At 68.8% G+C, this 25194-nt stretch carries 24 protein-coding genes and 9 pseudogenes; 18 read left to right on the top strand and 15 right to left on the bottom strand.

Annotated features, from left to right (window positions below):
• The first annotated feature begins 176 nt into the window (after positions 1–176).
• Positions 177–536, top strand: coding sequence for a hypothetical protein (locus tag C7T91_RS30070; RefSeq protein WP_108263502.1), 360 nt, complete (start codon positions 177–179; stop codon positions 534–536).
• Positions 537–712: 176 nt separating this feature from the next.
• Positions 713–3121, top strand: a complete 2409-nt coding sequence (locus tag C7T91_RS30065) for a membrane-bound PQQ-dependent dehydrogenase, glucose/quinate/shikimate family (protein WP_108263501.1) — start codon at positions 713–715, stop codon at positions 3119–3121.
• 64 nt (positions 3122–3185) lie between these two features.
• Here C7T91_RS30065 and C7T91_RS30060 read toward each other — a convergent pair whose 3' ends face one another.
• On the bottom strand, positions 3186–4022 hold the full coding sequence (locus C7T91_RS30060; protein ID WP_108263500.1) for a cyclase family protein: 837 nt from the start codon (positions 4020–4022) through the stop codon (positions 3186–3188).
• Between the two features lie 288 nt (positions 4023–4310).
• Between C7T91_RS30060 and C7T91_RS30055 the strand changes: the two genes are divergently transcribed.
• The 8 genes and pseudogenes from C7T91_RS30055 to C7T91_RS34065 form a co-directional block, all read left to right on the top strand.
• Entirely contained in the window at positions 4311–5054 is a 744-nt protein-coding gene (locus C7T91_RS30055; RefSeq protein WP_108263499.1) for a GntR family transcriptional regulator, read from the top strand.
• 15 nt (positions 5055–5069) lie between these two features.
• Positions 5070–5603: a 2,4'-dihydroxyacetophenone dioxygenase family protein gene (locus C7T91_RS30050; RefSeq protein WP_108263498.1), complete on the top strand. Its 534-nt coding sequence runs from the start codon at positions 5070–5072 to the stop codon at positions 5601–5603.
• A complete protein-coding gene (gene minC, locus C7T91_RS30045; RefSeq protein ID WP_236638618.1) occupies positions 5600–6049 on the top strand; it encodes a septum site-determining protein MinC in 450 nt (149 codons plus the stop codon). The genes C7T91_RS30050 and minC overlap by 4 nt, the downstream gene beginning before the upstream one ends.
• A gap of 22 nt (positions 6050–6071) precedes the next feature.
• Positions 6072–6884 (top strand): septum site-determining protein MinD, encoded by an 813-nt coding sequence (gene minD, locus C7T91_RS30040; protein WP_108263557.1) that lies wholly within the window; start codon positions 6072–6074, stop codon positions 6882–6884.
• 3 nt (positions 6885–6887) lie between these two features.
• Entirely contained in the window at positions 6888–7163 is a 276-nt protein-coding gene (minE, locus tag C7T91_RS30035) for a cell division topological specificity factor MinE (protein ID WP_108263496.1), read from the top strand.
• Positions 7164–7360: 197 nt separating this feature from the next.
• Positions 7361–7872: pseudogene (locus tag C7T91_RS30030) on the top strand (DUF389 domain-containing protein).
• Positions 7873–7940: 68 nt separating this feature from the next.
• Positions 7941–8136 (top strand): annotated as a pseudogene (locus tag C7T91_RS30025) (hypothetical protein); the annotation flags it as partial.
• 140 nt (positions 8137–8276) lie between these two features.
• A pseudogene (locus tag C7T91_RS34065) lies at positions 8277–8451 on the top strand (transposase); the annotation flags it as partial.
• Positions 8452–8528: 77 nt separating this feature from the next.
• Here C7T91_RS34065 and C7T91_RS30020 read toward each other — a convergent pair.
• A pseudogene (locus C7T91_RS30020) lies at positions 8529–8687 on the bottom strand (SDR family NAD(P)-dependent oxidoreductase); the annotation flags it as partial.
• A 97-nt stretch (positions 8688–8784) separates the two neighbouring features.
• Positions 8785–10422: a GMC family oxidoreductase gene (locus tag C7T91_RS30015; RefSeq protein WP_108263494.1), complete on the bottom strand. Its 1638-nt coding sequence runs from the start codon at positions 10420–10422 to the stop codon at positions 8785–8787.
• A gap of 205 nt (positions 10423–10627) precedes the next feature.
• On the opposite strand from C7T91_RS30015, the gene C7T91_RS30010 reads away from it, so the two are divergent.
• A complete protein-coding gene (locus C7T91_RS30010) occupies positions 10628–11674 on the top strand; it encodes an AbrB family transcriptional regulator (protein ID WP_161556167.1) in 1047 nt (348 codons plus the stop codon).
• Between the two features lie 309 nt (positions 11675–11983).
• On the opposite strand, the gene C7T91_RS30005 is transcribed toward C7T91_RS30010, so the two are convergent.
• Positions 11984–12169: a hypothetical protein gene (locus C7T91_RS30005; protein WP_108263492.1), complete on the bottom strand. Its 186-nt coding sequence runs from the start codon at positions 12167–12169 to the stop codon at positions 11984–11986.
• Between the two features lie 303 nt (positions 12170–12472).
• Here C7T91_RS30005 and C7T91_RS40215 point away from each other — a divergent pair, with 303 nt between their 5' ends.
• Positions 12473–12949, top strand: a complete 477-nt coding sequence (locus C7T91_RS40215; protein WP_108263555.1) for a hypothetical protein — start codon at positions 12473–12475, stop codon at positions 12947–12949.
• A gap of 56 nt (positions 12950–13005) precedes the next feature.
• Here C7T91_RS40215 and C7T91_RS29995 read toward each other — a convergent pair whose 3' ends face one another.
• Together C7T91_RS29995 and C7T91_RS29990 are read right to left on the bottom strand one after the other, a co-directional pair.
• Positions 13006–13530, bottom strand: coding sequence for a cupin domain-containing protein (locus C7T91_RS29995; protein WP_145963072.1), 525 nt, complete (start codon positions 13528–13530; stop codon positions 13006–13008).
• A gap of 125 nt (positions 13531–13655) precedes the next feature.
• Positions 13656–14015: pseudogene (locus C7T91_RS29990) on the bottom strand (tRNA (adenosine(37)-N6)-dimethylallyltransferase MiaA); the annotation flags it as partial.
• Positions 14016–14029: 14 nt separating this feature from the next.
• Between C7T91_RS29990 and C7T91_RS29985 the strand changes: the two are divergent.
• Both C7T91_RS29985 and C7T91_RS29980 read left to right on the top strand, forming a co-directional pair.
• Positions 14030–14380, top strand: coding sequence for an ethanolamine ammonia-lyase light chain EutC (locus C7T91_RS29985; protein WP_108263489.1), 351 nt, complete (start codon positions 14030–14032; stop codon positions 14378–14380).
• An 89-nt stretch (positions 14381–14469) separates the two neighbouring features.
• Positions 14470–14952, top strand: a complete 483-nt coding sequence (locus C7T91_RS29980) for a DUF2938 family protein (RefSeq protein ID WP_108263488.1) — start codon at positions 14470–14472, stop codon at positions 14950–14952.
• A gap of 539 nt (positions 14953–15491) precedes the next feature.
• Here C7T91_RS29980 and C7T91_RS29970 read toward each other — a convergent pair.
• Both C7T91_RS29970 and C7T91_RS29965 read right to left on the bottom strand, forming a co-directional pair.
• The gene (locus tag C7T91_RS29970; protein WP_330848911.1) at positions 15492–16148 is read right to left on the bottom strand and encodes a GNAT family N-acetyltransferase; all 657 of its coding nucleotides are present in this window, start codon (positions 16146–16148) and stop codon (positions 15492–15494) included.
• 256 nt (positions 16149–16404) lie between these two features.
• A complete protein-coding gene (locus C7T91_RS29965) occupies positions 16405–16578 on the bottom strand; it encodes a DUF3553 domain-containing protein (protein WP_108263554.1) in 174 nt (57 codons plus the stop codon).
• 163 nt (positions 16579–16741) lie between these two features.
• Between C7T91_RS29965 and C7T91_RS29960 the strand changes: the two genes are divergently transcribed.
• Positions 16742–17212, top strand: a complete 471-nt coding sequence (locus C7T91_RS29960) for a histidine phosphotransferase family protein (protein ID WP_236638617.1) — start codon at positions 16742–16744, stop codon at positions 17210–17212.
• A 26-nt stretch (positions 17213–17238) separates the two neighbouring features.
• Here C7T91_RS29960 and C7T91_RS29955 read toward each other — a convergent pair.
• From C7T91_RS29955 to obgE, 3 pseudogenes are all read right to left on the bottom strand, one after another.
• Positions 17239–18507, bottom strand: a pseudogene (locus C7T91_RS29955) (glutamate-5-semialdehyde dehydrogenase).
• Positions 18504–19610, bottom strand: a pseudogene (proB, locus tag C7T91_RS29950) (glutamate 5-kinase). Before proB ends, C7T91_RS29955 begins: the two co-directional pseudogenes overlap by 4 nt.
• A pseudogene (obgE, locus tag C7T91_RS37470) lies at positions 19598–20495 on the bottom strand (GTPase ObgE); the annotation flags it as partial. The pseudogenes obgE and proB, both read right to left, overlap by 13 nt.
• Between obgE and C7T91_RS29940 the strand changes: the two are divergent.
• Both C7T91_RS29940 and C7T91_RS29935 read left to right on the top strand, forming a co-directional pair.
• Positions 20445–21089, top strand: coding sequence for a 1-acyl-sn-glycerol-3-phosphate acyltransferase (locus C7T91_RS29940; protein WP_108263553.1), 645 nt, complete (start codon positions 20445–20447; stop codon positions 21087–21089). The pseudogene obgE and the gene C7T91_RS29940 overlap by 51 nt on opposite strands.
• 16 nt (positions 21090–21105) lie before the next feature.
• Positions 21106–21705, top strand: a complete 600-nt coding sequence (locus C7T91_RS29935; protein ID WP_108263487.1) for an AAA family ATPase — start codon at positions 21106–21108, stop codon at positions 21703–21705.
• 135 nt (positions 21706–21840) lie between these two features.
• Here the strand turns inward: C7T91_RS29935 and tsaB are convergent.
• The 4 genes and pseudogenes from tsaB to C7T91_RS29915 all read right to left on the bottom strand — a co-directional run.
• Positions 21841–22131, bottom strand: a pseudogene (gene tsaB / locus C7T91_RS29930) (tRNA (adenosine(37)-N6)-threonylcarbamoyltransferase complex dimerization subunit type 1 TsaB); the annotation flags it as partial.
• 2 nt (positions 22132–22133) lie between these two features.
• Positions 22134–22697, bottom strand: a complete 564-nt coding sequence (locus tag C7T91_RS29925) for a NifU family protein (RefSeq protein ID WP_108263486.1) — start codon at positions 22695–22697, stop codon at positions 22134–22136.
• A gap of 418 nt (positions 22698–23115) precedes the next feature.
• Complete coding sequence (locus C7T91_RS29920; RefSeq protein WP_108263552.1) at positions 23116–23571, bottom strand: universal stress protein; 456 nt, start codon at positions 23569–23571, stop codon at positions 23116–23118.
• Positions 23572–23641: 70 nt separating this feature from the next.
• Complete coding sequence (locus C7T91_RS29915) at positions 23642–24523, bottom strand: branched-chain amino acid aminotransferase (protein WP_108263485.1); 882 nt, start codon at positions 24521–24523, stop codon at positions 23642–23644.
• Positions 24524–24757: 234 nt separating this feature from the next.
• On the opposite strand from C7T91_RS29915, the gene C7T91_RS29910 reads away from it, so the two are divergent.
• Positions 24758–25194 (top strand): hypothetical protein (locus C7T91_RS29910; protein WP_145963071.1); only part of this gene is annotated, 437 nt, incomplete at its 3' end.

Below are 25194 nucleotides of genomic sequence, written 5' to 3'. Positions count from 1 at the left end.
TGGCATCCGCCCTTCCGCCTGTCGCTCGGGACGGTCCCGGCCGGTCGCCACCGGCTGGCCATCGACGTCTCCAATGCCGCCGCCAACCGCTTCCATGAAGGCACCCCCTTCGGCGGCCCCCGGCCCGAGCCCTCGGGCCTTACCTCTCCGCCGCTGCTGTTCGAGGAGACGCTGCCTTGTCCCTGACGACGACCCTGCCGCCCGATGTCCAGTGGTTCACCTGGTCGGACCGTCCAGCCGAAGCGGTGTTCGGTCCGCTGGGATTGCGGATCACGCCGCTGCTCTATTCGACGCGGGCGCGCAAGATGTCCCGGATCGAGCCGCGCCGAGATCCGGTGCGGCTCGGGCACCATGCGCTGACCGCCTGCCGGACCGGGCTGGAGACCGGGCTTGCGGGCACCTGGCTGGCGCTGGCGCTCGATCCGGCAGGGCCCTTCGTGCAGCGCGGCAGCTGGCGGCAGGAAGCCGGACTGCGCCCGGGCCGCGCAGCGGCGGCCGGGCGGTCGCGGGCATGGGCCTCCCCGGCTTTGTCCTGAGGTTGAGATTTGTGCAGAAGTGCACGCGGGATAGGCAGTTCCTGCCCTTGCCTTGGCAGGATGGCTCTGAAATGTACTGGGCCGTACACATGAGTCGGGAGGTCCGGCGGCCGGTGCAGGCCCGAACCTGGCCTGTCGGCCCGTACTGGCAAAAATGCTATTTCACGGAACAGAATATGACCGGACCTTCCTCCCCCCTTCCTCGGCCACTCACTTGGCTGATGGTCCTGCTCGGAGCGCTGCTGGCGCTGGCCGGGCTCGGGCTTGCCGGCGGCGGCGCGATGCTGATCGCGCGCGGCGGCAGCTGGTATTACCTCCTCATGGGCGCCGCCCTCGCCGCTTCCGGCGTCCAGATCGCCCGCGGCAAGCCCTCGGGCGCCGCCATTTACGTGGTGGCCTTCACGGCCACCGTCGCCTGGGCCTTCTTCGAGGCCGGCCTGGATTTCTGGGCGCTGCATGCCCGCATCTTCGCCTGGCTCGTCGCGCTGGCCGCCATCCTTGCACTGCATCCGCTGACGCTGATCCGCGCCCGGCGCGCGCCGTGCACCGGGGCCTTCCTCGGTCTGGCCGGTGCCGCCGTCCTGGCGGTTCTCGGCATGGGCTGGGGCATGTTCCAGCCGCATGGCCGGCACAATTTCCCAATCCCCGAGGCTGCCGCTCCGGCGGCGGGCGACAGCCAGGACTGGCGGAACTACGGCGCCACGCCCGAGGCCACGCGCTTTGCCGCTGCCGCGCAGATCACGCCCGAGACGGTCGGCGATCTCGAGGTCGCCTGGACCTTCCGCAGCGGCGACATCCCCGAAAGCCCCAATGGCGGCGGCGCCGAGGACCAGAACACGCCGCTGATGGTCGGCAACGACCTCTTCACTTGCACCCCGCACAACACGGTGATCTCGATCGACGCGACGACCGGTGCCGAAAACTGGCGCCATGAGTTCCCCACCGAGACCCGGACCTGGGTGCGCTGCCGCGGCCTCGCCTATTTCGATGCCGCCGCGCCGGTCGCGCAGCCGAGCGTTCCGGATGCGACCCCGGTGACGCCGGTGTCGCTGCCTGCGGGCGCGGCCTGCCAGCGCCGGATCTTCATGAACACGATCGACGCCGTTCTGGTCGCGCTCGACGCGGAGACCGGCGAACTGTGCCGGGATTTCGGCAATGACGGCAGGATCGACCTGAAGGACGGCCTCGGCGACGCGCAGGCGCCGCTCTATTCGCTGACCTCGCCGCCCCTGGTGGCGGGCACCACCGTGGTGGTCGGCGGCCGGGTCGCCGACAATGTGGCGCTCGACATGCCGGGCGGCGTGATGCGCGGCTTCGACGTCGTCACCGGCGAGATGAAATGGGCCTTCGATCCGGGCAAGCCCGAAGACCGCGCGGCCCCGGCCGAGGGCGGCATCTTCACCCGCTCGACCCCGAATGTCTGGGCGCCGATGACCTATGACGCGGCGTCGAACACCGTGTTCATGCCGGTCGGCAATGCCGCGATCGACCTCTGGGGCGTGGAGCGCACGCCGGAGGACGAGAAATACGGCGCCTCGATCCTGGCCCTCGATGCCACCACCGGCGACGAGAAATGGGTCTACCAGACCGTGCATCACGACCTGTGGGACTTCGACGTTCCGATGCAGCCGACGCTGATCGAGTTCGAGGGCACGCCCGCGCTGGTCTTCGGCACCAAGGCGGGGCAGATCTTCGTGCTCGACCGCGCCACCGGCCGACCGCTGACCGAGGTGGCGGATGTCGACGTCCTGCCGGCCACCATCCCGGACGAGCCCTATGCGCTGAAGCAGCCGAAATCGGTGGGCATGCCGCAGATCGGCGCGCAGACCCTGACCGAGGCCGACATGTGGGGCATGACCCCCTTCGACCAGCTGATGTGCCGCATCATCTTCAAGGGCTACCGCTACGAAGGCCTCTTCACCGCGCCGGACACGGATTACTCGCTCAGCTTCCCGGGCTCGCTCGGCGGCATGAACTGGGGCGGGCTCAGCTATGATCCGGGCACCGACACGGTCTTCGTCAACGACATGCGGCTGGGCCTCTATGTCCACATGGTGCCGCAGGAGCGCGACGCCGTCGCCTCGAACGGCTCCGAGGCGGTCAATGCCGGCATGGGCGCCGTGCCGCTGAAGGGCACGCCCTATTCGGTGGTCAAGGACCGCTTCCTGTCGCCGCTCGGCGTTCCCTGCCAGGAGCCGCCCTTCGGCACGCTGACCGCGATCGACATGAAGACCCAGTCGGTCGCCTGGGAGGCGCCGCTCGGCACCGTGCAGGATACCGTGCTCTTCGGCCAGAAGATGCGCCTGCCGATGCCCGTGGGCATGCCGACGATCGGCGGCTCGCTGTCGACCGGCGGCGGCCTGGTGTTCTTCGCGGCAACCCAGGACAACTATCTGCGCGCCTTCGACCGCGCCACCGGCAAGGAGGTCTGGAAGGCCCGCCTGCCCGTGGGCAGCCAGGGCACGCCGATCTCCTATGTCTCGCCGGAAGACGGGCGGCAGTATGTCGTGATCTCGGCGGGCGGCGCGCGCCAGTCCCCGGACCGCGGCGACTACCTGATCGCCTACGCGCTGCCGCAGGGCTGAGCCCCGCGAGATAGGTAGAAAAGGAGCGTCCCGTCCATCGGGGCGCTCCTGCCATGTCCGGCCTTCAGTGGAAGGCGACGATGCGCGACGGGCCGCCGCTGGCGCCCTCGACCTTCGGCCCGCCGACGAAGAGCCATCCGCCCGCTTCGGGCACGGTGCCGAGCGCGGCGAGGCATTCCGCGCCCCAGCGTCCCGACCCGAGCCAGGCGTAATGCACCGGGAAGTCCCCCGACGCCAGCCCGCGGTCGAGCGACAGCGTGTCGGTGGCGATGCCCTTGACCGAGCGCTCTTCGATCAGGAACGCCGCCGCCTCGGCATGGAAGCCCGGCGTGTGGTTGCGCCCTTCGGCATCCTTGCCGGTGAAGCGCGGATCGCGCAGATGCGCGTCCCAGCCGGAATTCATCGCCACGCAGGCGCCCTCGGGGATCTCGCCGTTCCGGGCCTCCCAGGCGGCAATGTCCTCGGGCGTCAGATAGGCATCCGGGTCCTCGGCGGCCTTGGCGCGGATGTCGATCACCGCCAGCGGGCAGAGCAGGTCGGCGACCGGGATCAGGTCGGCGGTCATGCCGTCCTCGGAGAAGTGGATCGGCGCGTCGAGATGCGTGCCGGTATGTTCCATCAGCGTCCAGCGGTTCAGGTTCACCCGGTCCTTGGCCCAGGTCACCGGATGCTCCATCTCGAACCACCTGTCGCCCGAGAAGGTCGGAAAGCCCTCGTAGAGCGTATGGGTCAGGTCGGTCACCTCGCTGAAGGTGAGCGGACCCGCAGGCGCGGCACGGGCCGGGGCCGGGCGGGCCAGCGATCCGGCGGCCGCCCCGAGGCCGAGCGTGAAGCCCGCCTTCAGCAGGCCGCGCCTGGTGGCCTGTTCGCAGATCTGGTGCAGGCAGTTCGGTGGGCACATGGCCGGGTCTCCTCCTCGGAACTTGTCAAGCCCCCGGCACCTCCCTCGTGCCGGGCTGCAGCGGGACGCAGCGGCGCCGGTCCCGGCCGCAGAATGTTCTCGGCGGTTAATTGTTGTCAAGCGCCGAGGCGGCAACGCCCCAAGCGGGATCTGGCAAGGCGGCACGGCACAGATTGTGCACAATCTATTGCCGTATGGAGGCGGAATCCGGGATTAGCCGTGGATAAACGCGAATTTCGGTAAATATTTTTCCTTGATGCAGGTTTGGAATCGCGCCATTGTATACAAATGAGCCAAGAAACCACCGTTCACGCCAAGCTGCGCAGCATGCTCCTCGACGGGGAGTTCGAAGCCGGGACCCGGCTGACCGAGCAATCGGTCTGCGACCTTCTGGGCGTGTCGCGGACGCCGGTGCGGGCGGCGCTGCTGCGGCTTGCCGCGCAGAACCTGGTCACCGGGCAGAGCAACCGCGGCTATACCGTGCGCGGCATCACGGTCGACGATGTCTGGAACGCGAATGTCGTGCGCGCGGTGCTGGAGGGCGCGGCCGCGGGCATCGTGGCGCGCAACGGGCTCGGCGCCGCGGCCCGGGAGGTGCTGGAGCAGAGCCTGGCCGATTACGGCGATCTGGCGCGCCATGTCGAGCTGTCGGACAGCTTCCTCGAGCGCCACGCGGCGGCCAACCGGGTGTTCCACGATGCGCTGGTCTCGGCCTCGGGCAACGAAAGCCTGACGCGCTCGATCGACACGCTCGCCTACATGCCGGTGCAGATCAACCGCATCGTCTTCGCCTCGGACCGCGATTTCGCGGTCCAGACGGTGCAGTCGGGGCTGGCCGAACATCACGGCGTGGTGGCGGCGATCCTGTCGGGCGACGCGATGGCCGCCGAGATCCTGATGCGCACCCACAGCCAGAAGGCGCTGCGCGGGATCGACCATGTGCGCGGCGTGCTGAAGCTCGGTCCCGAGTTCCGGCAGATGCCCTTTCACGAATTCATAGGCGGCGTCGGCGTGCCCGGCGCCACCGGATAAACCCCGGAGGAAAAAATGCCCGAAGCTGCAGTCAGCGAGTTCTGGAAGGATATCCAGCCGATCGCGGATGTCTTCAAGCCCGATGCGGGCCGCGACGTCTACCAGAGCAAGGTCGCGGATGCCGACGAGAAGTACTTCGTCCCCTTCACCGACACGGTGTTTTCGCGGCCGCTGTGGATCTCGCCGAGCCAGAACAAGTGGTGCGACATCCTGATGGCCAAGAAGGCCGGGCTGGTGAACCGCCATTACCACCCGCACGAGGTCTTCGCCTACACGATCAGCGGCAAATGGGGCTATCTGGAGCATGACTGGACGGCCACCGCGGGCGATTTCATCTACGAGTCCCCCGGCGAGGGCCACACGCTGGTCGCCTATGACCATCCCGATCCGATGCGCGCCTTCTTCATCGTCAAGGGTCCGCTGCTGTGGCTCGACGAGAAGGGCGAGGTCGACGGCTACATGGATGTCCATGACTACCTGAAGATGTGCCGCGACCATTACGAAGAGGTCGGGCTCGGCGCCAGCTACATCGACGGCCTGCTGCGGTGAGCGTCCGCGCGGTCCTCTGGCACGGGCGCCGCGACCTGCGGGTGGAGGCGCGCCCGCGCGCCCCGCTCGCGGAGGAAGCCGCCGCGGCCAAGGCCGAGCCCGCGCAGCCGGTCAAGGCGGCCGCGGTGATCGTGACCGAGCCGGTGCGCTCGGGCCAGAAAATCTATGCCGACAGCGGCGACCTGGTGGTCGTGGCCTCGGTCTCCAACGGGGCCGAGCTGGTCGCGGCGGGGAACATCCATGTCTACGGCACGCTGCGCGGCCGGGCGCTCGCCGGCGTGAACGGCGACACCTCGGCGCGCATCTTCTGCCGGAGCCTCGATGCCGACCTCGTCGCGGTCGCCGGGCTCTACCTGACCTATGACGACTATGCCCGGGAGCACCTGAAGCGCCCCGTGCAGATTTTTCTGGAAAACGACAAGCTGCGCGTGGACGCGTTGAAATAGCATGAGCGAGAAGGGATCATCCGTGGCCAAGATCATCGTTGTCACTTCCGGCAAGGGCGGTGTGGGCAAGACCACCTCCTCGGCCGCCATCGGCGCGGGGCTTGCGCTCCGGGGCTACAAGACCGTCGTGATCGACTTCGATGTCGGGCTGCGGAACCTCGACATGATCATGGGCTGCGAACGCCGCGTGGTCTTCGACTTCATCAACGTGATCCAGGGCGACGCGAAGCTGAAGCAGGCGCTGATCAAGGACAAGCGCCTCGAGAACCTCTTCGTGCTGCCGACCTCGCAGACCCGCGACAAGGACGCGCTGACGATCGAGGGCGTCGAGCAGGTCCTGAACGAGCTGAAGGAAGAGTTCGACTACATCGTCTGCGACAGCCCTGCGGGCATCGAGCGCGGCGCCCATCTGGCGATGTATTTCGCCGACGAGGCGATCGTCGTGACCAACCCCGAGGTGTCCTCGGTGCGCGACAGCGACCGGGTGCTGGGGCTGCTGCAGTCGAAGACGCGCCACGCCGAGGAAGGCGTCGAGGTGAAGACGCATCTGCTGCTGACCCGCTACGACAAGGAACGGGTCGCCCGCGGCGAGATGCTCAATGTGGAGGACGTGCTGGAGATCCTCGCGATCCCGCTGATCGGCATCATCCCCGAAAGCCAGACCGTGCTGAAGGCGTCGAACATCGGCATGCCGGTGGTGCTCGACGACAAGTCGGCGGCGGGCAAGGCCTACGAGGACGCGGTCGCGCGCCTCGACGGGGAAGAGCGCGACATGCGCTATGAAGGCGAGGAGAAGCCGGGCTTCTTCCAGCGGCTCCTAGGCAAAACGGGGTAGGCCATGTTCAGCTTTTCGCTCAGACCAAGACGGAACAAGTCCGCGGAAACCGCCAAGGAGCGGCTGCAGATCCTCCTGGCTCATGAGCGGGCCGACGGGGAAAGCCCGGACTACCTGCCGATGCTCCAGAAGGAGATCCTCGAGGTGGTCCAGCGCCACCTGTCGGTCAGCCAGGACCATGTCGAGGTGAAGATCGACCGCGAGAAGGACATTTCGGCTCTCGAGATCAACATAGAGATCCCGGGACCGTCCTCGCTCAAGGTCAAGGCAGGCGCCTGAGGGCCCCGGACGCGGCGCCGGTATCCGTCTTTGAGGATACCGGTTGACCGGGGGCCAGTCCGGCAGGTCGTCATCCCGCAAGGGCCCCCGGAAGGGGCTCCCGGGATGTGCGCCAGGGCCACGGCAACATTCGCCACTGCACGGGAATCCTGCGTTTCGAGGGGCATGACGAGCGCGCCTGCTGGCAGCGCTTTGCCATGCTGCTCGCCCTCGCCGTCATCATCGCGACGATGGGGCCGATGCGCGCTTCGGGCGTGGTGAACATCGCCGCCATGCTGGTCGCGCCGCTGATGACGCCGATCCTCGGCATCGCCGCCGCCGTCACCATGGGCTGGGTCGGCCGCGCCGCCTGGCTCCTGCTGGTGCTCTGGGCGGCTGCGGCCTGCGCGGTGGGGGTCGCCTGGCTGATCGTCTTCCTCTCCGACGTGCCGCGTGGCATCCTGCTGACGCATGAAGTGCTCAGCCGCACCGATCCGGGGGGCGAAGACTTGGTGATCGCGCTCGCCGCCGGGGTCGCCGGGCCTATGCCCAGATCAACCGCTCCGAGGCCAGCCTGCTGCCCGGCGCCGCCATCGGCGTGTCGCTGGTGCCGCCGCTTTCGGCCGCGGGCATCCGGCTCTATTTCGGCCCGGCGCTGGAGGCGGTGCTGCGCTTCGCGGCGTTGCTGCGCAAATCCGGGAGGATTCATCCCGTGAATCCAGAATGTTAGCTGGGGGCTTTGTTGCGCAACTGCGGCTTGGGATTCACGCCGCGAATTTAGCATGATAGCTGGCTGCCATGAGCAGACCGGCAAAGACCACTTGCAAGACCACCAACTGGCGTAGCTAGCGAGCCGTTGCGCGCCACCGGTCCGAGCGCAGCGGCGAGCGAGGCGCTGAAGCAGCGCGGCTCGCTGACCATCTGGTTCGATCGCTCGATGCAATGGGACGCGGTGCCGCCCGGGCGCCGCGGCCGCCAGCAGGCGTATAGCGAATGAGGAGGCCCAGGAAATCGTCCGGGCCGGTCCGTGCCAGCGGCAAATCCCCTCTGGGGTTCGCTCCGGTCCCCCGCAGGAGGCAAACTGTCCTCGCGGACAGTTTGGGGAAGGAACGGGCGGAGCCCTGCCCGACGAATGCCATCAAGGCCTGCCTCACCCTCAAGGTCCTCCTCGGACTGCCGCTCCGCCAGTGTGAGCCAGTGAGGCGCCATCGGTCCGAGCCCGCTGGCGAACGGCTTCATGGCGAGCCTGCTGGACCTGTCCGGGCTGGGCTGGTCCGTGCCGGACTTCGGCACCCTGTCGCGCCGCCGGAGCGAGACGGGCCCGTGGGGCCGGTGGCGCCGCGAAAGCGCGCAGAACGGCACAGCCGCAAGCACGGTGGCGCGCAGCTCGGCCACGGCCGACTCGAGCCGCTCGGCCTTGCGGCTGGCGATCACCAGCTTGGCGCCGGTCGCGGCGAAGGCCTTTGCGATGCCGAAGCCGATGCCGCTGCCGCCGCCGGTGATCAGGGCCACGCGTCCGGCCAGCGCATTGGAAGTAAAGGTCATGTCCTGTGCTCCTTCGAGTTCCCGACCGGAGGACGGCCGCGCCGCCTTCCGGAGTTCCGCCCGGACTGACGCAAACCCGGTGCCATCCCGGCCCCGGTCACGCCGGGACCGCCTCAAGCGCGGCCGCCGCATCTTCCAGCAGCATCGCCGCGCATTTCTCGCCGACCATCATGCAGGGGATGTTGGTGTTGCCCGACGGCACGGTCGGCATGATCGAGGCATCGGCGATGCGCAGCCCCTCGATCCCGCGGACGCGCAGCCGGTCATCGACCACCGCCATCGGGTCGTGGCCCATCCGGCAGGTGCCGACCATGTGATGGGTGATCTGCCCGGCGCTGCGGATGAAGTCGAGGATTTCCGCGTCGCTCTGCACCGCCTTGCCCGGCGCGATTTCCTCGGCCACCGCCGAGGCCATCGGCTCGGACTCCACGATCTCGCGAGCGCGGCGGACGGCGGCGATGGCGGTCTGCCGGTCGTTTTCGGTCGCGAGGAAGCGGAATTCGATCTTCGGCGGGTCGGCGGGGTCGGCCGAGCGCAGGTGGATCCGCCCGGTGCTCTCGGTGCGCTGCATGTGGGAATACATGAAGAACCCGTCCTCCTTCGACATGCGGCGGCTTTCGCCGGTCTTCATCTCGATCAGGAAGGGAGCGACGACCATCATGATGTCGGGCTCCTCCTTCTCGGGACGCGACCGGGCGAAGACGCGCATCGTGCCGATCCCCTGCGAGATGAAGCCGGTGCGGGTCAGCCCGTAGCGCAGCACCTCCATCGCCAGCCCCAGCCCGCGGCCGCGCTTCGACAGCGACAGGCCGGGCCGGGCGAAACGCCATTTCAGGATCGCCGCATAATGGTCGCGCAGGTTCTCGCCGACGCCGGGCAGCTCGTGGCGCGGCACGATGCCGTGTTCGGCCAGGATGTCCGGATTGCCGATCCCCGACAGTTCCAGGAGCTTCGGCGTGTTGGCCGCGCCGCAGGAGACGATGACCTCGCGGGTGGCGCGGGCCTCGCGGATCTCGCCCCCGCGGCGGTAGCGGACGCCCACGCAGCGCTTGCCCTCGAAGATCAGCTCCTCGGCCTCGGCCCCCGAGACAAGGTCCATGTTGGGCCGCCGCGCCGCCGGTTCGAGATAGCAATTGGCCACCCCCTGCCGTTCGCCGCGGGCCACGGTCTGCTGCGCCATGGCCACGCCCTCCTGGCGTTCGCCGCTGTAATCGGCGTTGAACGGGATGCCCGCCGCCACGGCCGCGCGGATGAAGAGATCGTAGAAGGGCGAGGTCTTGGCCGCCTCGGTCACCCGCACCGGCCCCGAGCGGCCGCGATAGGCATCCTCGCCCAGATCGGTGCTCTCGATCGCCTTGAGATGCGGCAGCACGTCGTCATAGCTCCAGCCGCGGCAGCCCATCTGCGCCCAGGTATCGTAGTCGAGCCGCTGCCCGCGGTTGTAGATCGTGCCGTTGATCATGCTCGAGCCGCCCAGCATCTTGCCGCGCGGCACGTAGATCGCCCGTCCGCCATGGCAGTCATCCGGCTCGGAGCGGTAGCGCCAGTTGACCTCCGGATTGTCGATCAGGAACACCGTCCCGGCCGGCGGACGGGTGAAGACATATTTGCTGGTCCGCGTCCCCGCTTCGAGGCAGAGCACCCGGTAGCGCCCGCTTTCGCTCAGCCGCGCCGCGCAGACGCCCCCCGCCGATCCCGAGCCGATCACGATGTAGTCGTAGCTTTGGCCTGTCATGGTTCGTCCTGTCCTCCCTTGCCGCCCGCGCGGGCGCTCCGGGCCGGGCGGCGCAAAGCCCGTGCCAAATGACAGGACATTTCGCGTAATTGTCCTGAGAACTGCAAGGGCTGGTCTTGGCACGGAAATTGCAGCATTTGTGTCCTGCCCGGCCTGCGGCCTGCCTGCCGGGCGTGCCGCTGCCGCGAAGGACAAGACCTTGCCGATGCCGACCGTTCCGGCCCCCCTGAAACTCGCCCTCGTCTACCTTGCCGCCAGCCTCGGCGGGCTCGTCTTCCATTTGGCGGGGCTGCCGCTGCCCTGGATGATCGGCCCGCTGGTCGCCACGGCGCTGCTCCTGTTCAACGACCGGATCGATGTCCGCATCCCGGTGAAGACCCGGCCCTTCGGCCAGGGGATCGTCGCGTCGCAGGTCGGGCTGGCCTTCTCTCCGGCCGTCTTCGCCTCGCTCCTGGAAATGGCGCCGATGCTCGTCGGCATGGCCTTCCTGCTGATCGTCATTGCCTTCGCCATTGCGGTTCTGCTGTCGCGCATGGGACGGATCAGCCTCAGCTCGGCAATGGTCGCGACCCTGCCGACCAGCCCGGTCGAGGCGGCGGTGATCGGCGAGCGCTACGGCTTTCCCGCCGCGCCGATCGTGCTGTCGCAGACCATGCGGATCGCCACGGTGGTGGTGCTGGTGCCGATGGCCATCGTCGCGCTCGACGGCCATCACGGGCTGTCGGGCAACCGCTTCGTCGGCAGTTTCGATCCGCTGGGGACCGGCGCGCTGATGGCGCTGAGCCTCGCGGGCATGGCGGCCTTCCGCAAGCTCGGCCTGTCGAACCCCTATTTCCTCGGGCCGCTGGCGGTCAGCTCAGCCGTGACCGCCGCCGGGCTGGACCTGCCGGATTATCCGTCGGTGATCCTCTGGGCGGCGCAGGTCGTGCTCGGCACCTGGCTCGGCTCGAATTTCCGGCGCTCGCTCTTCCGCAGCGCCGGGCGGCTGATGACGGCCTCGGTGATCTCGACGCTCCTGTTCATCTCCGCCTCGGCGGTGATCTCGGCCACGCTGGCGCCGCTTCTGGGCCTCTCCTGGCAGACGCTGGTGCTGGCCTCGACGCCCGGCGGCGTGACCGAGATGGCGCTGACGGCGAAATTCCTCGGCGTCGACGTGGCGCTGATCACCGCCTTCCACCTGGTGCGGATCTTCATCGTGATGCCGCTGGTTCCGGTGCTGATCGACCGCGTCCACCGGTTCGAACGGCCCTAGGACCGGCATTCGGCGTCATGGCCGGCAGCCCGGCGCACCGGGTGTCGGCGGCCGCGCAACATGTCCGGATATTCTTGCATCCGGGCGCTGATGCTCAAATCAGCTTAGCCCCGCGGTTCCCCTCTTCCCGGGCACATTTATCCGAGCGCCACGGTGACCGGGACGCCGGGGGCGCGAAGCGGTCCAGGAAGGAGCGGCAAGCGCCATTGGTCCGGGCGCAGCCGCGAATGCGCTGATCCGGACCTCGGCAACCTGGCGGCAGACGTCGAGGGACATGAGCCGCTGGCCGAACGACTTCACGCAGGTCATTCAATCGCCGGGGAAAAGGTCCCCGGCGGTTCCGGACCCCACCTCGCGCTGCGTCCTGACGAAAGGTTTCGCGAATTTCGCCGAGATCAGGCAGAGGTCATGGCCGGCCTCCGAGAGCAGCCTGGCCCGGCGCGGCGCCGTCCCGCAGGCCTCCAGTGCCACCCGGAACTTGGGCAGGGCCTTCATGAATTCCCCGAACTGCCTGCGCGGCAGCGTCTTGCGGAAGACACCTTCGCCAGTTCCGGCTGCTCCGTGCAGCCGAGGATGGAGACGTCTCTCTTCATCCAAACCTCCTGATCCCATCCAGATCACCGTGGCGCAGGTGCCGTCAGGAGGGACTACCCAAGCCATCCTCAACGCCTTGCACCCGAATTGTCCCCTGCTGCCGGCCCCTGATCGCAAGCTGCCCAGGTGGTACGGAAATTGCATTGGCTCCAAATGACAGGACATTTCGCGCCGCAAGTGGCGCGCCGGGAGGAGGGGAATGCCATGAAATTCAGTGCAGGCGAGGCCAATCCGCGCCACGAAGATGCGCGGCTCTTGACCGGCCGGGGCCGCTATGCCGACGACCTGAAGCTACCGGGGATGGTCCATGCCGCCATCGTGCGCTCGCCGCTCGCCCATGCAAGGATCCTCGGCATCGACACGGCGGCGGCAGCGGAAATGCCCGGTGTGCTGGCGGTTCTGACCGGCGCCGACTGGGAGGCCGACGGGCTGGGCGAAATGCGCAATCCGGGCTTCGCCGGCAAGGCGCCGCTGGTGCGCCCCGACGGCGCCCCGCTGGTCAATCCCGGCCGCAAGCCCTTGGCCACCGGCGCAGTTCCGCTAGCGCGGCATGGGGCAGGGCGGCGGGGCGGCGGGCATGGCTCATCTGGTCGCTTCCTTCGGGCGCGGCGGTCTCGTCACGGCGGAGACGGTGCGTGGCCGGAACCTGGCGCAGAGGCCTCCGGCCTGGATGGAGGATGAGGCGGCAGCCGCGGCGCGGCAAGACACTTCTTCGCGGGCCTCCCCGCAGGACCGCGTCAGCGCTTGGGCTGGGCGATGGCGCGCAGCATGTCCGACACCTGGACGCTGGGCACATGCGGGCGGCCGGACTGGCGGTTCAGCCAGAGCAGCATCAGCGCCGCGCGGTGGAACAGCATCAGGTCGCGGTCGGGGCTGTCATTCTGGGATTCGTGGCGCAGATCCTCGATCAGCGCATTCATCTCGGACTGGGGCTGCACGCCCTGCATCCGCAGATGCAGCTCGTGCTGCGGGAAGGGCAGCATGGCCTTCTCGGCAAAGAACACCGCCGTGCCCTGGCAGCGCGGCGAGATCTCGATGCCGTGGGCCTGGTTGGCGGGCAGGAAGATGGCATTGTGGCCGGTGAAGCCGCGCAGCTTGCCGCCGACGCTGATGCGGCCCTGGCCATGGGCGATCCAGAACAGCACCGGTGCCATGTAGCTGCGCTCGGCGCCGAGCCCGAGGCCGCCGTCGCGGGCCAGCTGGGACAGCGGCACGACCCTAAGGGGGTGGGATACGTTCTCGCTGTACTGCGCGTCAAACATGGGATCTCCCTCGCAACTCTGCAGAATACTAGGAAATGGGACAGATTCGGCCAAGGCCGGATAGCGCTCGGGCGCTGCGGCCAAGGCCTTTCCTGCGATAACATGCCCATCGCATGAATAAAGGGTTAATTTTTGGAAGCGACGGCTGACCAGGCGGCCATCTTGCTGCGCATCCAGGTTCTCTGGCGCTTGGCGTATTGGCGGGTGGCCAGCTTTGCCGCCTCGATCGCCTCGGCCTCCGCCATGCCGCCCCGGATCGCCTCGATCAGCTCCCGCGCGCCGATCGCGCGGGAGGATTGCCGGTCGGGGTCCCAGTCCGGTTCCATCCGCCGCGCCTCGTCCCATCCGCCGAGCTCGAGCATCCGGTCGAAGCGCTGTCCGATCCGGGCGTTGAGCACGTCGCGCTCCGCCTCGACCACGAAACAATCGGCGCTGCCCGGGGGCACCAGCGCCGGGCCGGTCTCGTCCTGCCAGGAGGCGAGGCCGCGGCCGGTCTGGCCTGCCGGGGCTGGAGATCGGCCCGGTGGCGCTGGTCCGCGAAGGCCGCGTGGCGGCGGGCGACGAGGTGGCCGAGGCGATGGGCGCCGGGCTCTGCCTGATGCTGATCGGCGAACGGCCGGGGCTTTCGGTCTCCGACAGCCTCGGTGCCTATCTGAGTTTCGCGCCGCGCGTCGGCCTGCCCGACAGTGCCCGCAACTGCGTGTCGAACATCCATGGAAATGGCGGGCTCTCCCATGCCGCCGCCGCCGACCTTCTGGCCTATCTCGTTCTGCGGGCGCGGGAGATCGGCGCGACCGGCGTGGCGCTGAAGGACGACCGGCCCGGGCCGGGGCTGCTGCCCCCGGAATGACGCTGTCTTGCGGCGGCGGTGACCGGCCGCCGCAAGACAGCCCCGCCCCGGCATGCTAGAGCGGGCCGGTTCACAAGTGGAAAGCCCCCATGATGCGTTTCGTCCTCTTCTCGCTCGTCGCCGGCATCGCCGCGACCCTCGTCTTCGATCTCTGGAAGCTCGCCACCGACCGGCTGCGCGGCCGCAGCGGCTCGCCCTGGGGCATGGTGGGCCGCTGGGTTCTGGGGCTGGCGCGCGGGCAGGCAATGCTCGACCAGTCGCGGAGCGATCCGCCCTCGCGCGGCGAATACGCCGTCGGCTGGGCGTTCCACTACGCCGTGGGCATTGCCTATGCCGCGATGCTGCCGCTGTTCTGGGGCATGGGATATATCGACGCCCCGACCGTCTGGCCCGCGATCCTCATCGGCCTGGTGCTGACCACCTTTGCCGGCCTCTGCATCCTGACCCCGGCGATGGGCGGCGGCTTCCTCGCGGGGAACACGCCGAACCAGGCCGAGCGGATCAACGAAACGCTGCAGAACCACGCGATCTTCGCCGTGGCGCTCTACATGGGCGCGAAATCCTTCGCCTGACCCCGCCGGCCGCCCCGCGGCGGACCAACCGCGGAGAGACAGCCCGGCGCGGCTGAGCGCGGGTCTCCGTCCGGAGGACAGCCGGGTCGGGCCTTCCTGCGGAATCCGATGCCGGCGCGGGGGCTCAGCGCCGGTGGCGCAGGAGCTGGGCGCGGCGAATATCCAGGGCGTGCTCGCCTCGGACTTGGCGACGAAATAGAGCGGCCCGAGCGCGTTCAGCACGAAGATGTCGGTCCAGGAAACGTGGTTCGACACCAGGAGCCGCGCCTGCGTGTCGGGCCGCCCCTCGACCGAGAGCGGCAGGCCGAGCCCCTTCAGCNGCGGTCCGGCAGACCGCGACAGTGATCCAGGGCGTGACGGGGCGCGAGCCGCGGCAGAGCGGCGCCTCGGCGAGCCGCAGCAGCGCGGTCAGCATCAGGCCCAGCCCAAGGACCAGGATCACCGGAATGCCCCTCAGCGCCACGCGCAGCCAGCCTGCGGCGCCCTGNCGGCGCCNATGGTGACCGGCGGCGTGTCCGACTGCCAGGTGACGCCCACGCTCAGAGCCCCTTGGCGTAGATTGCGCGCTGGCGTTCGTTCATCCGAGCGGTGTCGAGCACCAGGAAAACGTCGGTGGTGTTGAACTCGCGGTCGACGAAGGCGCCGTCGCCGACGAAGCCGCCAAGCCGCAGATAGGCCTTGATCAGAGCGGGCACCTGGCGCATCGCCGCGACCTTGTCGATCTCGGCCTCCGGCATCCGCGCCAGCGTCTGGTGGAATTCCGGCAGCGTCCGCACCCGCAGGTCCTCCGGCGCCATGTGGCGGTGATGCAAGAGCGACAGAGGCGCCGCGAGGGCGTCGAGATCCGTGCCGTGGAAGCTGGCCGTGCCGAACAGGATCTCGATCTCGCGCTCGATCGTGTAGGCGGCAAGCTGGGTCCACAGATGGAACATCGCCGCCCCGCCGCGGTAGTCGCGGTGCAGGCAGGACCGGCCGAGCTCGAGGAGCTTGCGGCCCGAGGATTTCAGCACCGACAGGTCGTATTCGCCGTCGCCGTAGAAACCGCCGGTTTCGCCGATCCGCTCGCCCGGCAGCAGCCGGTAGACCCCGACCACCTGCTCCTCGGGCGTGCCGCCTCGGGCATGGTCGAAGACCAGCATGTGGTCGAAGACCGGGTCGAACCGGTCGCGTTCCAGCCGCGCCGCGTGATCCACCATTGGCCCCGACGCGCCCAGCTCTTCGGCGAAGACCTCGTAGCGCAGCCGCTGCGAGGCGCGCAGTTCGCCGTCGNTTCCGCGCCAGGCGGACCTCGAATTCCGGCGCCGCCGGAGCCGGTCTGGTTTCGGTCAGTGTCACGGGTGCAGCTCCAAAAATTACCACATTCGAATTGATGCCTGCGTCACGGCTTGACGCGGCAGAACCTGTCTTCCTAAGCTGTCGGCATGACGCATACCGGCCATCACCACGACACCGTCAGGGGTCGAATTCCGGCACCAGTTCCACCGCTGCCCCGTCGATCACGACCTTGCCTGCATGCTCGAAGTTAACGGTGATTTTACCATTTATGTTGGATTGAACCTGTCCGAGGCCCCAATCGGACCGGGTCGGATGCCGGACCAGCATGCCCGGTTCGAGAAGCGAATTCATCATGGCCGGTCCCCCGGAGGAAAGAGCGAGGAATGACGAAGAATGCNACATGAGCTGACCGCCTTGCTGGGTTCCCGGATCTGCCATGACCTGATCAGCCCGCTGGGCGCGATCGGCAATGGGTTGGAGCTGCTTTCCATGACCGGCACNGGACGGCGCCGAGATGTCCCTGATCGCGGAGAGCGTCGCCAATGCCAATGCACGGGTCCGCTTCTACCGCATCGCCTACGGCGCGTCGAGCAGCGACCAGGCGATGGGCAGCCCCGAGATCAGCGGCATTCTCGACGACATCACCCGCGGCGGGCGGCTGAAGATCGCCTGGAACTGCAGCGGCCCGNGTGCCNGCGCCCCGAGGCGNAAGCTGGCTTTCCTGCTGATCCAGTGCATGGAAGCGGCGATGCCCTATGGCGGCGAAATCATCGTCACCTGCCAAGACGGCACCTGGCGCATCCACGGGCTGGCCGCGAAGCTGAAGATCGTTCCGGAATTGTGGGAGATGCTGACGATGCCCGGGGCCGATCCGGAGATTTCCCCGGCGCAGGTGCAATTCGCGCTCGCGCCGGAAATGATGTCCGCCACCGGCCGCAGGCCGGAGCTGCAGTTCCGCGACCGCGACATCCTCGTCAGCTATTGACGGGGNCTGCCGCGGCNGGCGGGGANTCAGCTGCGGATGGTGCCGTCGCCGGTGACCAGGTACTTGAAGCTGGTCAGCTGCGTGGCGCCGACCGGGCCGCGGGCATGCATCTTGCCGGTGGCGATGCCGATCTCGGCGCCCATGCCGAACTCGCCGCCATCGGCGAACTGGGTCGAGGCGTTGCGCATCAGGATCGCGCTGTCGAGCCGCGCGAAGAAGCGCTCGGCCACGGCGTCATCCTCGGTGATGATGCAATCGGTGTGGTTCGACCCGTAGGTGCGGATATGGGCAATCGCCTCGTCCACCCCTTCGACGACCCGCGCCGCGATGATCATGTCGAGGAATTCCTTGCCGAAATCCCCGTCCTCCGCCGGAACGGTTCCCGCNCACGGCCTGCAGGGCCGGATCGGCGCGCACCTCGACGCCCGCCGCGATCAGGTCCTCGATCAGGCCCGGNGCCGTGCTCTTCGAAGAAGGCGCGGTCGATCAGCAGGCATTCCGCGGCACCGCAGATGCCGGTGCGCCGCGTCTTGGCGTTCAGCACGATGCGGCGCGCCTTTTCGACATCGGCCGCCTGGTCGACATAGATGTGGCAGATGCCCTCGAGATGGGCGAAGACCGGCACCCGCGCCTCGCGCTGGACCAGCCCGACCAGCCCCTTGCCGCCGCGCGGCACGATCACGTCGATATGGTCGGTCATGCGCAGCATCTCGGTCACGGCCTCGCGGTCGCGCACCGGCACCAGCTGGATCGCATCGATCGGCAGCTTGGCCGCGCGCAGCCCGGCCTGCAGGCAGGCATGGATCGCGCCGGAGCTGTGGAAGCTCTCGGAGCCGCCGCGCAGAATCACCGCATTGCCCGATTTCAGGCAGAGCGCCCCGGCATCGGCGGTCACGTTCGGACGGCTCTCGTAGATCACGCCGATCACGCCGATCGGCGTGCGGACGCGGCGGATGTGCAGGCCGCTGGGGCGGTCCCACTCCTCCATCACCTCGCCGACCGGATCGGGCTGGGCCGCGACCGTGCGCAGCCCGTCGACGATGGCCTGGATGCGGGCCTCGTCGAGCTTGAGCCGGTCCATCATGGCATCGGTCAAGCCCTTCTGGCGCCCGTATTCCAGGTCCTTTCCGTTGGCCTCGAGGATGTCCTGACGGCGTTCCCAAACCGCATCGGCNGGCGGCTGTCAGGGCCGCCTGCTTGCGCTCTGGCCCGGCAGTCGCCAGCTCCATAGCCGCGGACCGCGCACGCAGTCCCATGGAAGCCAACAACTCGGAAACCGTTTCAAGGTCCTTCATAACACCATATCGTCCCTGTGGATGAGCGCAGCTCTTCCCGAATAGCCCAGAATTTCGGCAATGTCACGTGATTGTCGTCCAGCAATCGCGCCGATCTCGGACGAAGTATACCTGGAAAGACCAACGCCGACACGGGCTCCGCCCGAGTCGCGGATGGTCACGGGCTCGCCCCGTCCGAAGTGTCCCGACACGCTGGTGACCCCCGCCGGCAGGAGCGACTTGCCCCGGCCCAAAGCGGTTCGGGCACCGGCATCGATCNACCACCTCGNCCGCGCGGCTTCATGGCCAGGATCCACGCCTTGCGCGCAGTCGCCGGATCGGTCTGCGCCTTGAACCAGGTCGAGGCCGCGCCGTCCTGCAGCGCGCGCAGCGGGTTGTCGGTCGCGCCCAGCGTGATCGCCATGTCGCAGCCCGCCGCCGTGGCGGTGCGCGCGGCCATCAGCTTGGTGATCATGCCGCCCTTGGAGACGCCCGAGACACCCTCCCCGGCCATGGCCTCGATTTCCGGCGTGATCTCCTCGACGAGATCGAAGCGCACGGCCGCCGGATCGAGCACCGGGTTCGCCGTGTAGAGCCCGTCGACATCCGACAGCAGCACCAGCTGGTCGGCCCCGGCGACCACCGCGACCTGCGCGGCCAGCCGGTCGTTGTCGCCATAGCGGATCTCGTCGGTGGCGACCGTGTCGTTTTCGTTCACCACCGGCACCACGCCCAGCGTCAGGAGCTGGTTCAGCGTCGCGCGGCTGTTGAGATAGCGGCGGCGGTTCTCGCTGTCGGCGAGCGTCACCAGAACCTGGCCGGAATGCAGGCCATGCGCCCAGAGCGCGTCCTCATAGGCGCGCGCCAGCTGCACCTGCCCGACCGAGGCCGCGGCCTGGGCCTGTTCCAGCGGCAGCTCGCCGTCGGGCAGCCCAAGCACGCGGCGCCCCAGCGCGATCGAGCCCGAAGAGACCAGCACCACCTCGGTGCCGGTGCCGCGCAGCCAGGCGACGTCCTCGGCCAGCGATTTCAGCCAGTCCACGCGCAGGCCTTNTTGCCCGGTCGACGAGAAGCGCCGATCCGATCTTCACGACAAGGCGTCGTGCCCCTGTCAGGGTCGCCATTTTTCCGGTTCTTCCTTCGATTTCCGTTCGCGCAGGCGGTCGCCGTCGATCTGCGACCGCACCGCGCGCAGCACGTCCTGCAGCCCCTCGCCGGTCACGCCGGACATGGCGAAGACCGGGCCGCCGACCGCCTCTTCCAGCTCGGCAAGCTTCCCGGCGCGTTCCTCGTCGTCGAGCGCGTCGATCTTGTTCAGCGCCGTCACCCGTGGCTTGTCCGCGAGGTCGCCGCCATACATCTCCAGCTCGGTGACGATGGTCTCGTAATCTTCGGCAACGGTTTCCGAGGTGCCGTCGATCAGGTGCAGCAGCACCGCGCAGCGCTCGACATGGCCGAGGAACAGGTCGCCGAGGCCGCGGCCCTCATGCGCGCCCTCGATCAGGCCGGGAATGTCGGCCATCACGAATTCGGTGTTGTCGATGCCGACCACGCCCAGGTTCGGGTGCAGCGTGGTGAAGGGATAATCGGCGATCTTCGGCCGCGCATTCGAGGTCGCGGCCAGGAAGGTCGACTTGCCGGCATTGGGCAGGCCGAGCAAGCCCNGCATCGGCGATCAGCTTCAGCCGCAGCCAGATGGTGCGCTCGACGCCCGGCTGGCCGGGATTCGCGTTGCGCGGCGCCTGGTTGGTCGCGGTCTTGAAATGCAGGTTGCCCCAGCCGCCATTGCCGCCGCGGCACAGCACGACCCGCTGGCCCAGCTCGGTCAAGTCGGCGATGACGGTTTCCTCGTCTTCCTCGATGATCTCGGTGCCGACCGGCACGCGCAGCACGATGTCGTCGCCCGACTTGCCGGTGCGCTGGCGGCCCATGCCGCCCTGGCCGTTCTGGGCGAAGAAATGCTGCTGGTAGCGGAAGTCGATCAGGGTGTTGAGCCCGTCCACCGCCTCGTGGCGGGCTGGCCCGGCATCGGCCTTCTGGCGAAGGCGACCGGGACGGTCTTCATCTCGCGCGATCCGCGCGCCTCGGCGGCGCAGGCGGCGCTTCTGAAGGCGCGGCTCGCTGCCGGACACCGGCTGATGGTCTTTCCCGAGGGCACCAGCACCGACGGCCGCCGCGTCGTGCGGTTCCGCAGCGCGATGTTCGCCGCGCTCGATGCGGCGGCGCCGGGGACGAAGGTGCAGCCGCTGACCATCGCCTACCATCCGCCGGAGGGGGCCGATCCGCGCTTCCATGGCTGGTGGGGCGACATGGACATGGTTCCGCATCTGCTGCAGCTCCTCTCGGCGCGGCACCGCGGCCATGTGCGGGTGATCTGGCATCCGGCGCTGGCTGCCGACGGCGCGGGGCGCAAGCAGCTGGCGGAGCGGAGCGAGAAGCCTTTGCCGAAACCGCGCAGCGCGCGCTCGAGGACATGCTGGCGGAGCTGCGCAAGGTGCTGCCGCGCGAGCAGGTCGACCGTCTGGCGGCGGATGGCGAGGCGGCGGCGAAGCTGGCCGCGCGGCTGGCAGAGGATGGCGCCGCAGACATGGTGGCACGGATGACAGGGGCCGGGGACTGATGCGGCTGCGCGAACTCACGCTCGACATGTTCGGCCATTTCGCCGGGCGGCGCTTCGATTTCGGCGCCGCCGCGGCGGGCGAACCGGATTTCCACATCGTCTACGGGCCGAACGAGGCCGGCAAGACCACGACGATGGAGGCCTATCTGCGGCTTCTCTACGGCTTCAAGCCGAAGAACGAGCCCTACGGCTTCCGCCATGGCCGCAATGCGCTGAAGGTCTCGGGGCTGCTCGAACACGAGGGCCGGGCGCGCGCCTTCTCGCGGGTGCCGGGAAAGTCGGGGACGCTGCTCGACGGCGCGGGTGCGGTGCTGACCGAAGCCGCGCTCGGCACGATGCTGGGCGGGCTCGACGAGGCGGCCTATCGCAGCCTGCTCTGCCTCGACGATGCCACGATCGAGACTGGCGGCGAGGAAATCGTCCGCGCCCAGGGCGAGATCGGCACGCTGCTTTTCTCCGCCGCGGCGGGGATCGGCGGGCTGTCGGCGGTGCTTGACGGCGTGCGCGCGGCTGCGCAAGGAGATCAAGGAGGTCTCCGACCGGATCAAGGCGATCGACATCCAGGCCCCGGCGCTGAAGGCGCTGCGCAAGGCGCTTGAGACCGCCGAAGCCGAGGAGGCGCGGCTGAAGGAGGCCCGCCGGGCACAGCTTGCCGAAAAGGCGGCGCTGTCTGCGCCGCGGCGGGCATCGAGCACCGCCAGCATCGGCCGCGGTCCGTCCTCGGCCAGCGCCTCCAGCGTCGAGACGCCGATCGCCGGAATGCCCAGCGACAAAGACAGGCCGCGCGCGGCGGCGACCGACAGGCGGATGCCGGTGAAGTTGCCGGGGCCGATGCCGACCGCGACAGCCTCGAGATCGCCGAGTGCCAGCCCGGCATCGGCCAGCGTCTCCTCGACCAGTGGCATCAGCCGTTCGGCCTGGCCCTTGGCCATCGTCTCGGTCCGGGACGCAACGACAAGGCCGTCCCGGAGGACGGCCGCGGCGCAATGCGCGCCGGAGGTGTCGAAGGCGAGAAGCGCGGCCAAGGTCAGACGGCGACCGGGCGCACTTCGATGACTTCGGGGATGTAGTGGCGCAGCAGGTTCTCGATGCCCATCTTCAGCGTCAGCGTGGAGGAGGGGCAGCCGGCGCAGGCGCCCTGCATGTGCAGGTAGACGATGCCCTTCTCGAAGCCGTGGAACGTGATGTCGCCGCCATCCTGGGCCACTGCAGGACGCACGCGGGTGTCGAGCAGGTCCTTGATCTGGCTGACGATTTCGCCATCCGGGCCGTCATGGTCGGCATGGCCCGCCGCGGTGGGCTGCTCGCCTTCCATCACCGGGGCGCCGGACTGGAAATGCTCCATCACCGCGCCGAGGATGGCGGGCTTGATGTGGTCCCAATCGGTTGCCTCGTCCTTGGTGACGGTGACGAAGTCATGGCCGAAGAAGACGGCAACGACGCCCTCGACCTCGAAGATGCGCGAGGCCAGCGGCGATTTCGCAGCCGCCTCGGCAGAGGGGAAATCGGCCGTCCCTGCCTGCAGCACGGCCTGGCCGGGCAGGAACTTCATGGTCGCCGGGTTCGGCGTGGACTCGGTCTGGATAAACATGCGCGCCTCCGTTTCGTTGGATATGCGCGGGGCGGGGCGCGGAGTCAAGGTTTGGAACCGTTCTAAACTGCGTGATCGCCCTCGCTCCGCAGCGGAACTCCGCGCCGGCCCGCCGCGGCGGCGGGGACCTGTCTCCGGCAGCCCGGGGCTGGCGGAAGCCGCACCGTGGGTCCTGTGCTTGCCCGACTGAAGGCATTGCGCCGGACGGCGGTCTCGGCGCGCGAGCTGGCAAGCCAGTTTTTCCTGGTCCCGGCCCTGTCGCTTGCCGCAGGGGCGCCGCGCGCCCGGCCTCTGGTGCATTGGCCATTGAACGGCACCGGCCGCCCGCAGCCGTCCCGAAGGCGGCGGGGTTCGGCGCAACAGGGCCGGTGCAGCGATGCCGGACGGTCATGGCTGCACCACCGGAGCCGCGCAGGGGTCAGGTGATGTCTTCGAGCTGTTCCTTGGACAGGTTGCCGGGCACCACGGTGACCGGCACGCGCAGCGCGTGCATCGACTTGATCAGCTGGGTGACCAGCGGGCCCGGGCCGCCCGACTCGGTCGAGGCCCCCAGCACCAGCACGCCGATCTCGGTATCCTCGGCGATCTGCTCCAGCACCTGGTGGTAGGGCTCGCCCTCGCGGATCACCAGTTCCGGGTCGATCCCCTGGCGGTCGCGCATCCACTTGGCGAAGACCTCGAAATGCGCGGTGATGCGCTCGCGGGCCTCGGCACGCATGATGTCGCTGACGCCGATCCAGTGGTTGAACTCTTCCGGCGGGATCACCGAGAGGATCACGACCGCACCGCTGGAATGGGCGGCGCGCATCGCCGCGAAGCGCATCGCGTTGAGGCATTCGCGGCTGTCGTCGAGCACGACCAGAAACTTGCGCATCAGCATCCCTCCTGCCGGAACCGGGCTCGCGGCACCTTGGGCAAGCGGGCCGCCTTTGGCAAGGCCGGGCTCAGGCCGGCACCGGCTCCGCCGCGGCATCGGCCCTGGCCCAGGCCCAGTAGAGCTCCAGCACGCGCTTGGTCACCGGGCCGTGGGCATAGGTCGTGCCGTCGAATTCGCTGACCGGGGTCACCTTGTTGAGGTTGCCCGACAGGAACACCTCGTCGGCGCCGCGGATATCGTCATAGGTCAGCACCGCCTCGTGCACCGCGAAGCCGTCGGCGCGCAGGTTGGCGATGTGGCGGGCGCGGGTGATGCCCGACAGGAAGGTGCCGTTGGCGATCGGGGTGAAGACTTCGCCGTCCTTGACCATGAAGACGTTGGCGGTGGCGGTTTCGGCCACGTTTCCGGCGACATCGGTCACCAGCGCGTTGTCATAGCCCTTGGCGCGGGCCTCGGCCAGCATCCGGCCGTTGTTCGGATAGAGGCAGCCGGCCTTGGCGTTGCAGACCGCGACCTCCAGCGTCGGGCGGCGGAAGCGCGTGGTGGTCAGGCGCTGCGCGGCCGCGGGCGGGGCCATCGGCACGGTCTCGAGGCAGATCGCGAAACCGGCCGAGCCGTCGGGCTGCACCGCGGTTTCGTTGCCGTCGATGCCCCAGTACATCGGCCGGATGTAGATCGCCGAGCCCTCGGGGAAGAGCGCGCAGCCTTCGAGCGCGAGGCGGGCGATCTCTCCGGCGCTGTGGGTCGGCTTCAGCAGCAGCGCCTCGGCCGAGCGGTTCACGCGGTCGCAATGGGCCAGCAGGTCGGGCGCCATGCCGTCGACGAAACGCGCGCCGTCGAAGACCGTGGAGGCCAGCCAGGCGCCGTGATCTGCCGCGCGCATGACCGCGACATCGCCCTCGTGCCAGGTGCCGTTGAAATAGGTGCGGATCTCTTTGCTGATGGCCATGCCGGACTCCTGCGTCTGTCGCCGGTATCCATGAACCCGGGGGAGGCCGGATGCAAGCCGCCCGGCCATGGCCGCCTTTGCGCTTTGTCCGGCCGGGGCGCCGGTGTAGCCTCCGGGCGGTATCCGTCCGGACGCGGGGCTGCGGGCCCGGCAGAGCGTGCAAGGTGATCAGGAAGGGCGGGCCCGGGGCAGGGGGCGGCGCCGCAACGGATCCGGCAGGAGGACGGCAGGCGCATGGCGGAGAAACGCAAGTTCCAGGGCAGCGGCACGGAGGCCAAGCGCCGGAAGACGGGGCGCGAGCATATCGACCCGAGCCCCAGCGCCGTCGTCCTGGCCGGTACGTTGCGCCATGCCATCGTGGGCCACACCAAGGAACGGATCCGGCATTTCTTCCTGTTCCTCTACACCTTCCGGATCCTGATGCATGTGCTGAAGCTGCCGGCCGGCCAGTGGCCCGGGCTGGTGGAGATCAAGGCCACGCACCAGGTGGATACAGGGATGCGCCGCGACGAGGGCTGGGACCAGATCTTCGCCAAGACCGATGGCAGCATGCTCGACCTGTCCGCGACCGCCTTCCGCAAGATCGACGCGGCGCATTACTGCAATCTCGGGCTGGCGCCGCGGCTGGCGGGGCTGTGCAGCGCCTCGCAGGACAGCCGGGCGGAGCCGCT

Source organism: Mangrovicoccus ximenensis (genome assembly GCF_003056725.1).
Taxonomy (GTDB): Bacteria; Pseudomonadota; Alphaproteobacteria; order Rhodobacterales; family Rhodobacteraceae; genus Mangrovicoccus; species Mangrovicoccus ximenensis.
This window is presented reverse-complemented; position numbering and strand designations above follow the sequence as displayed.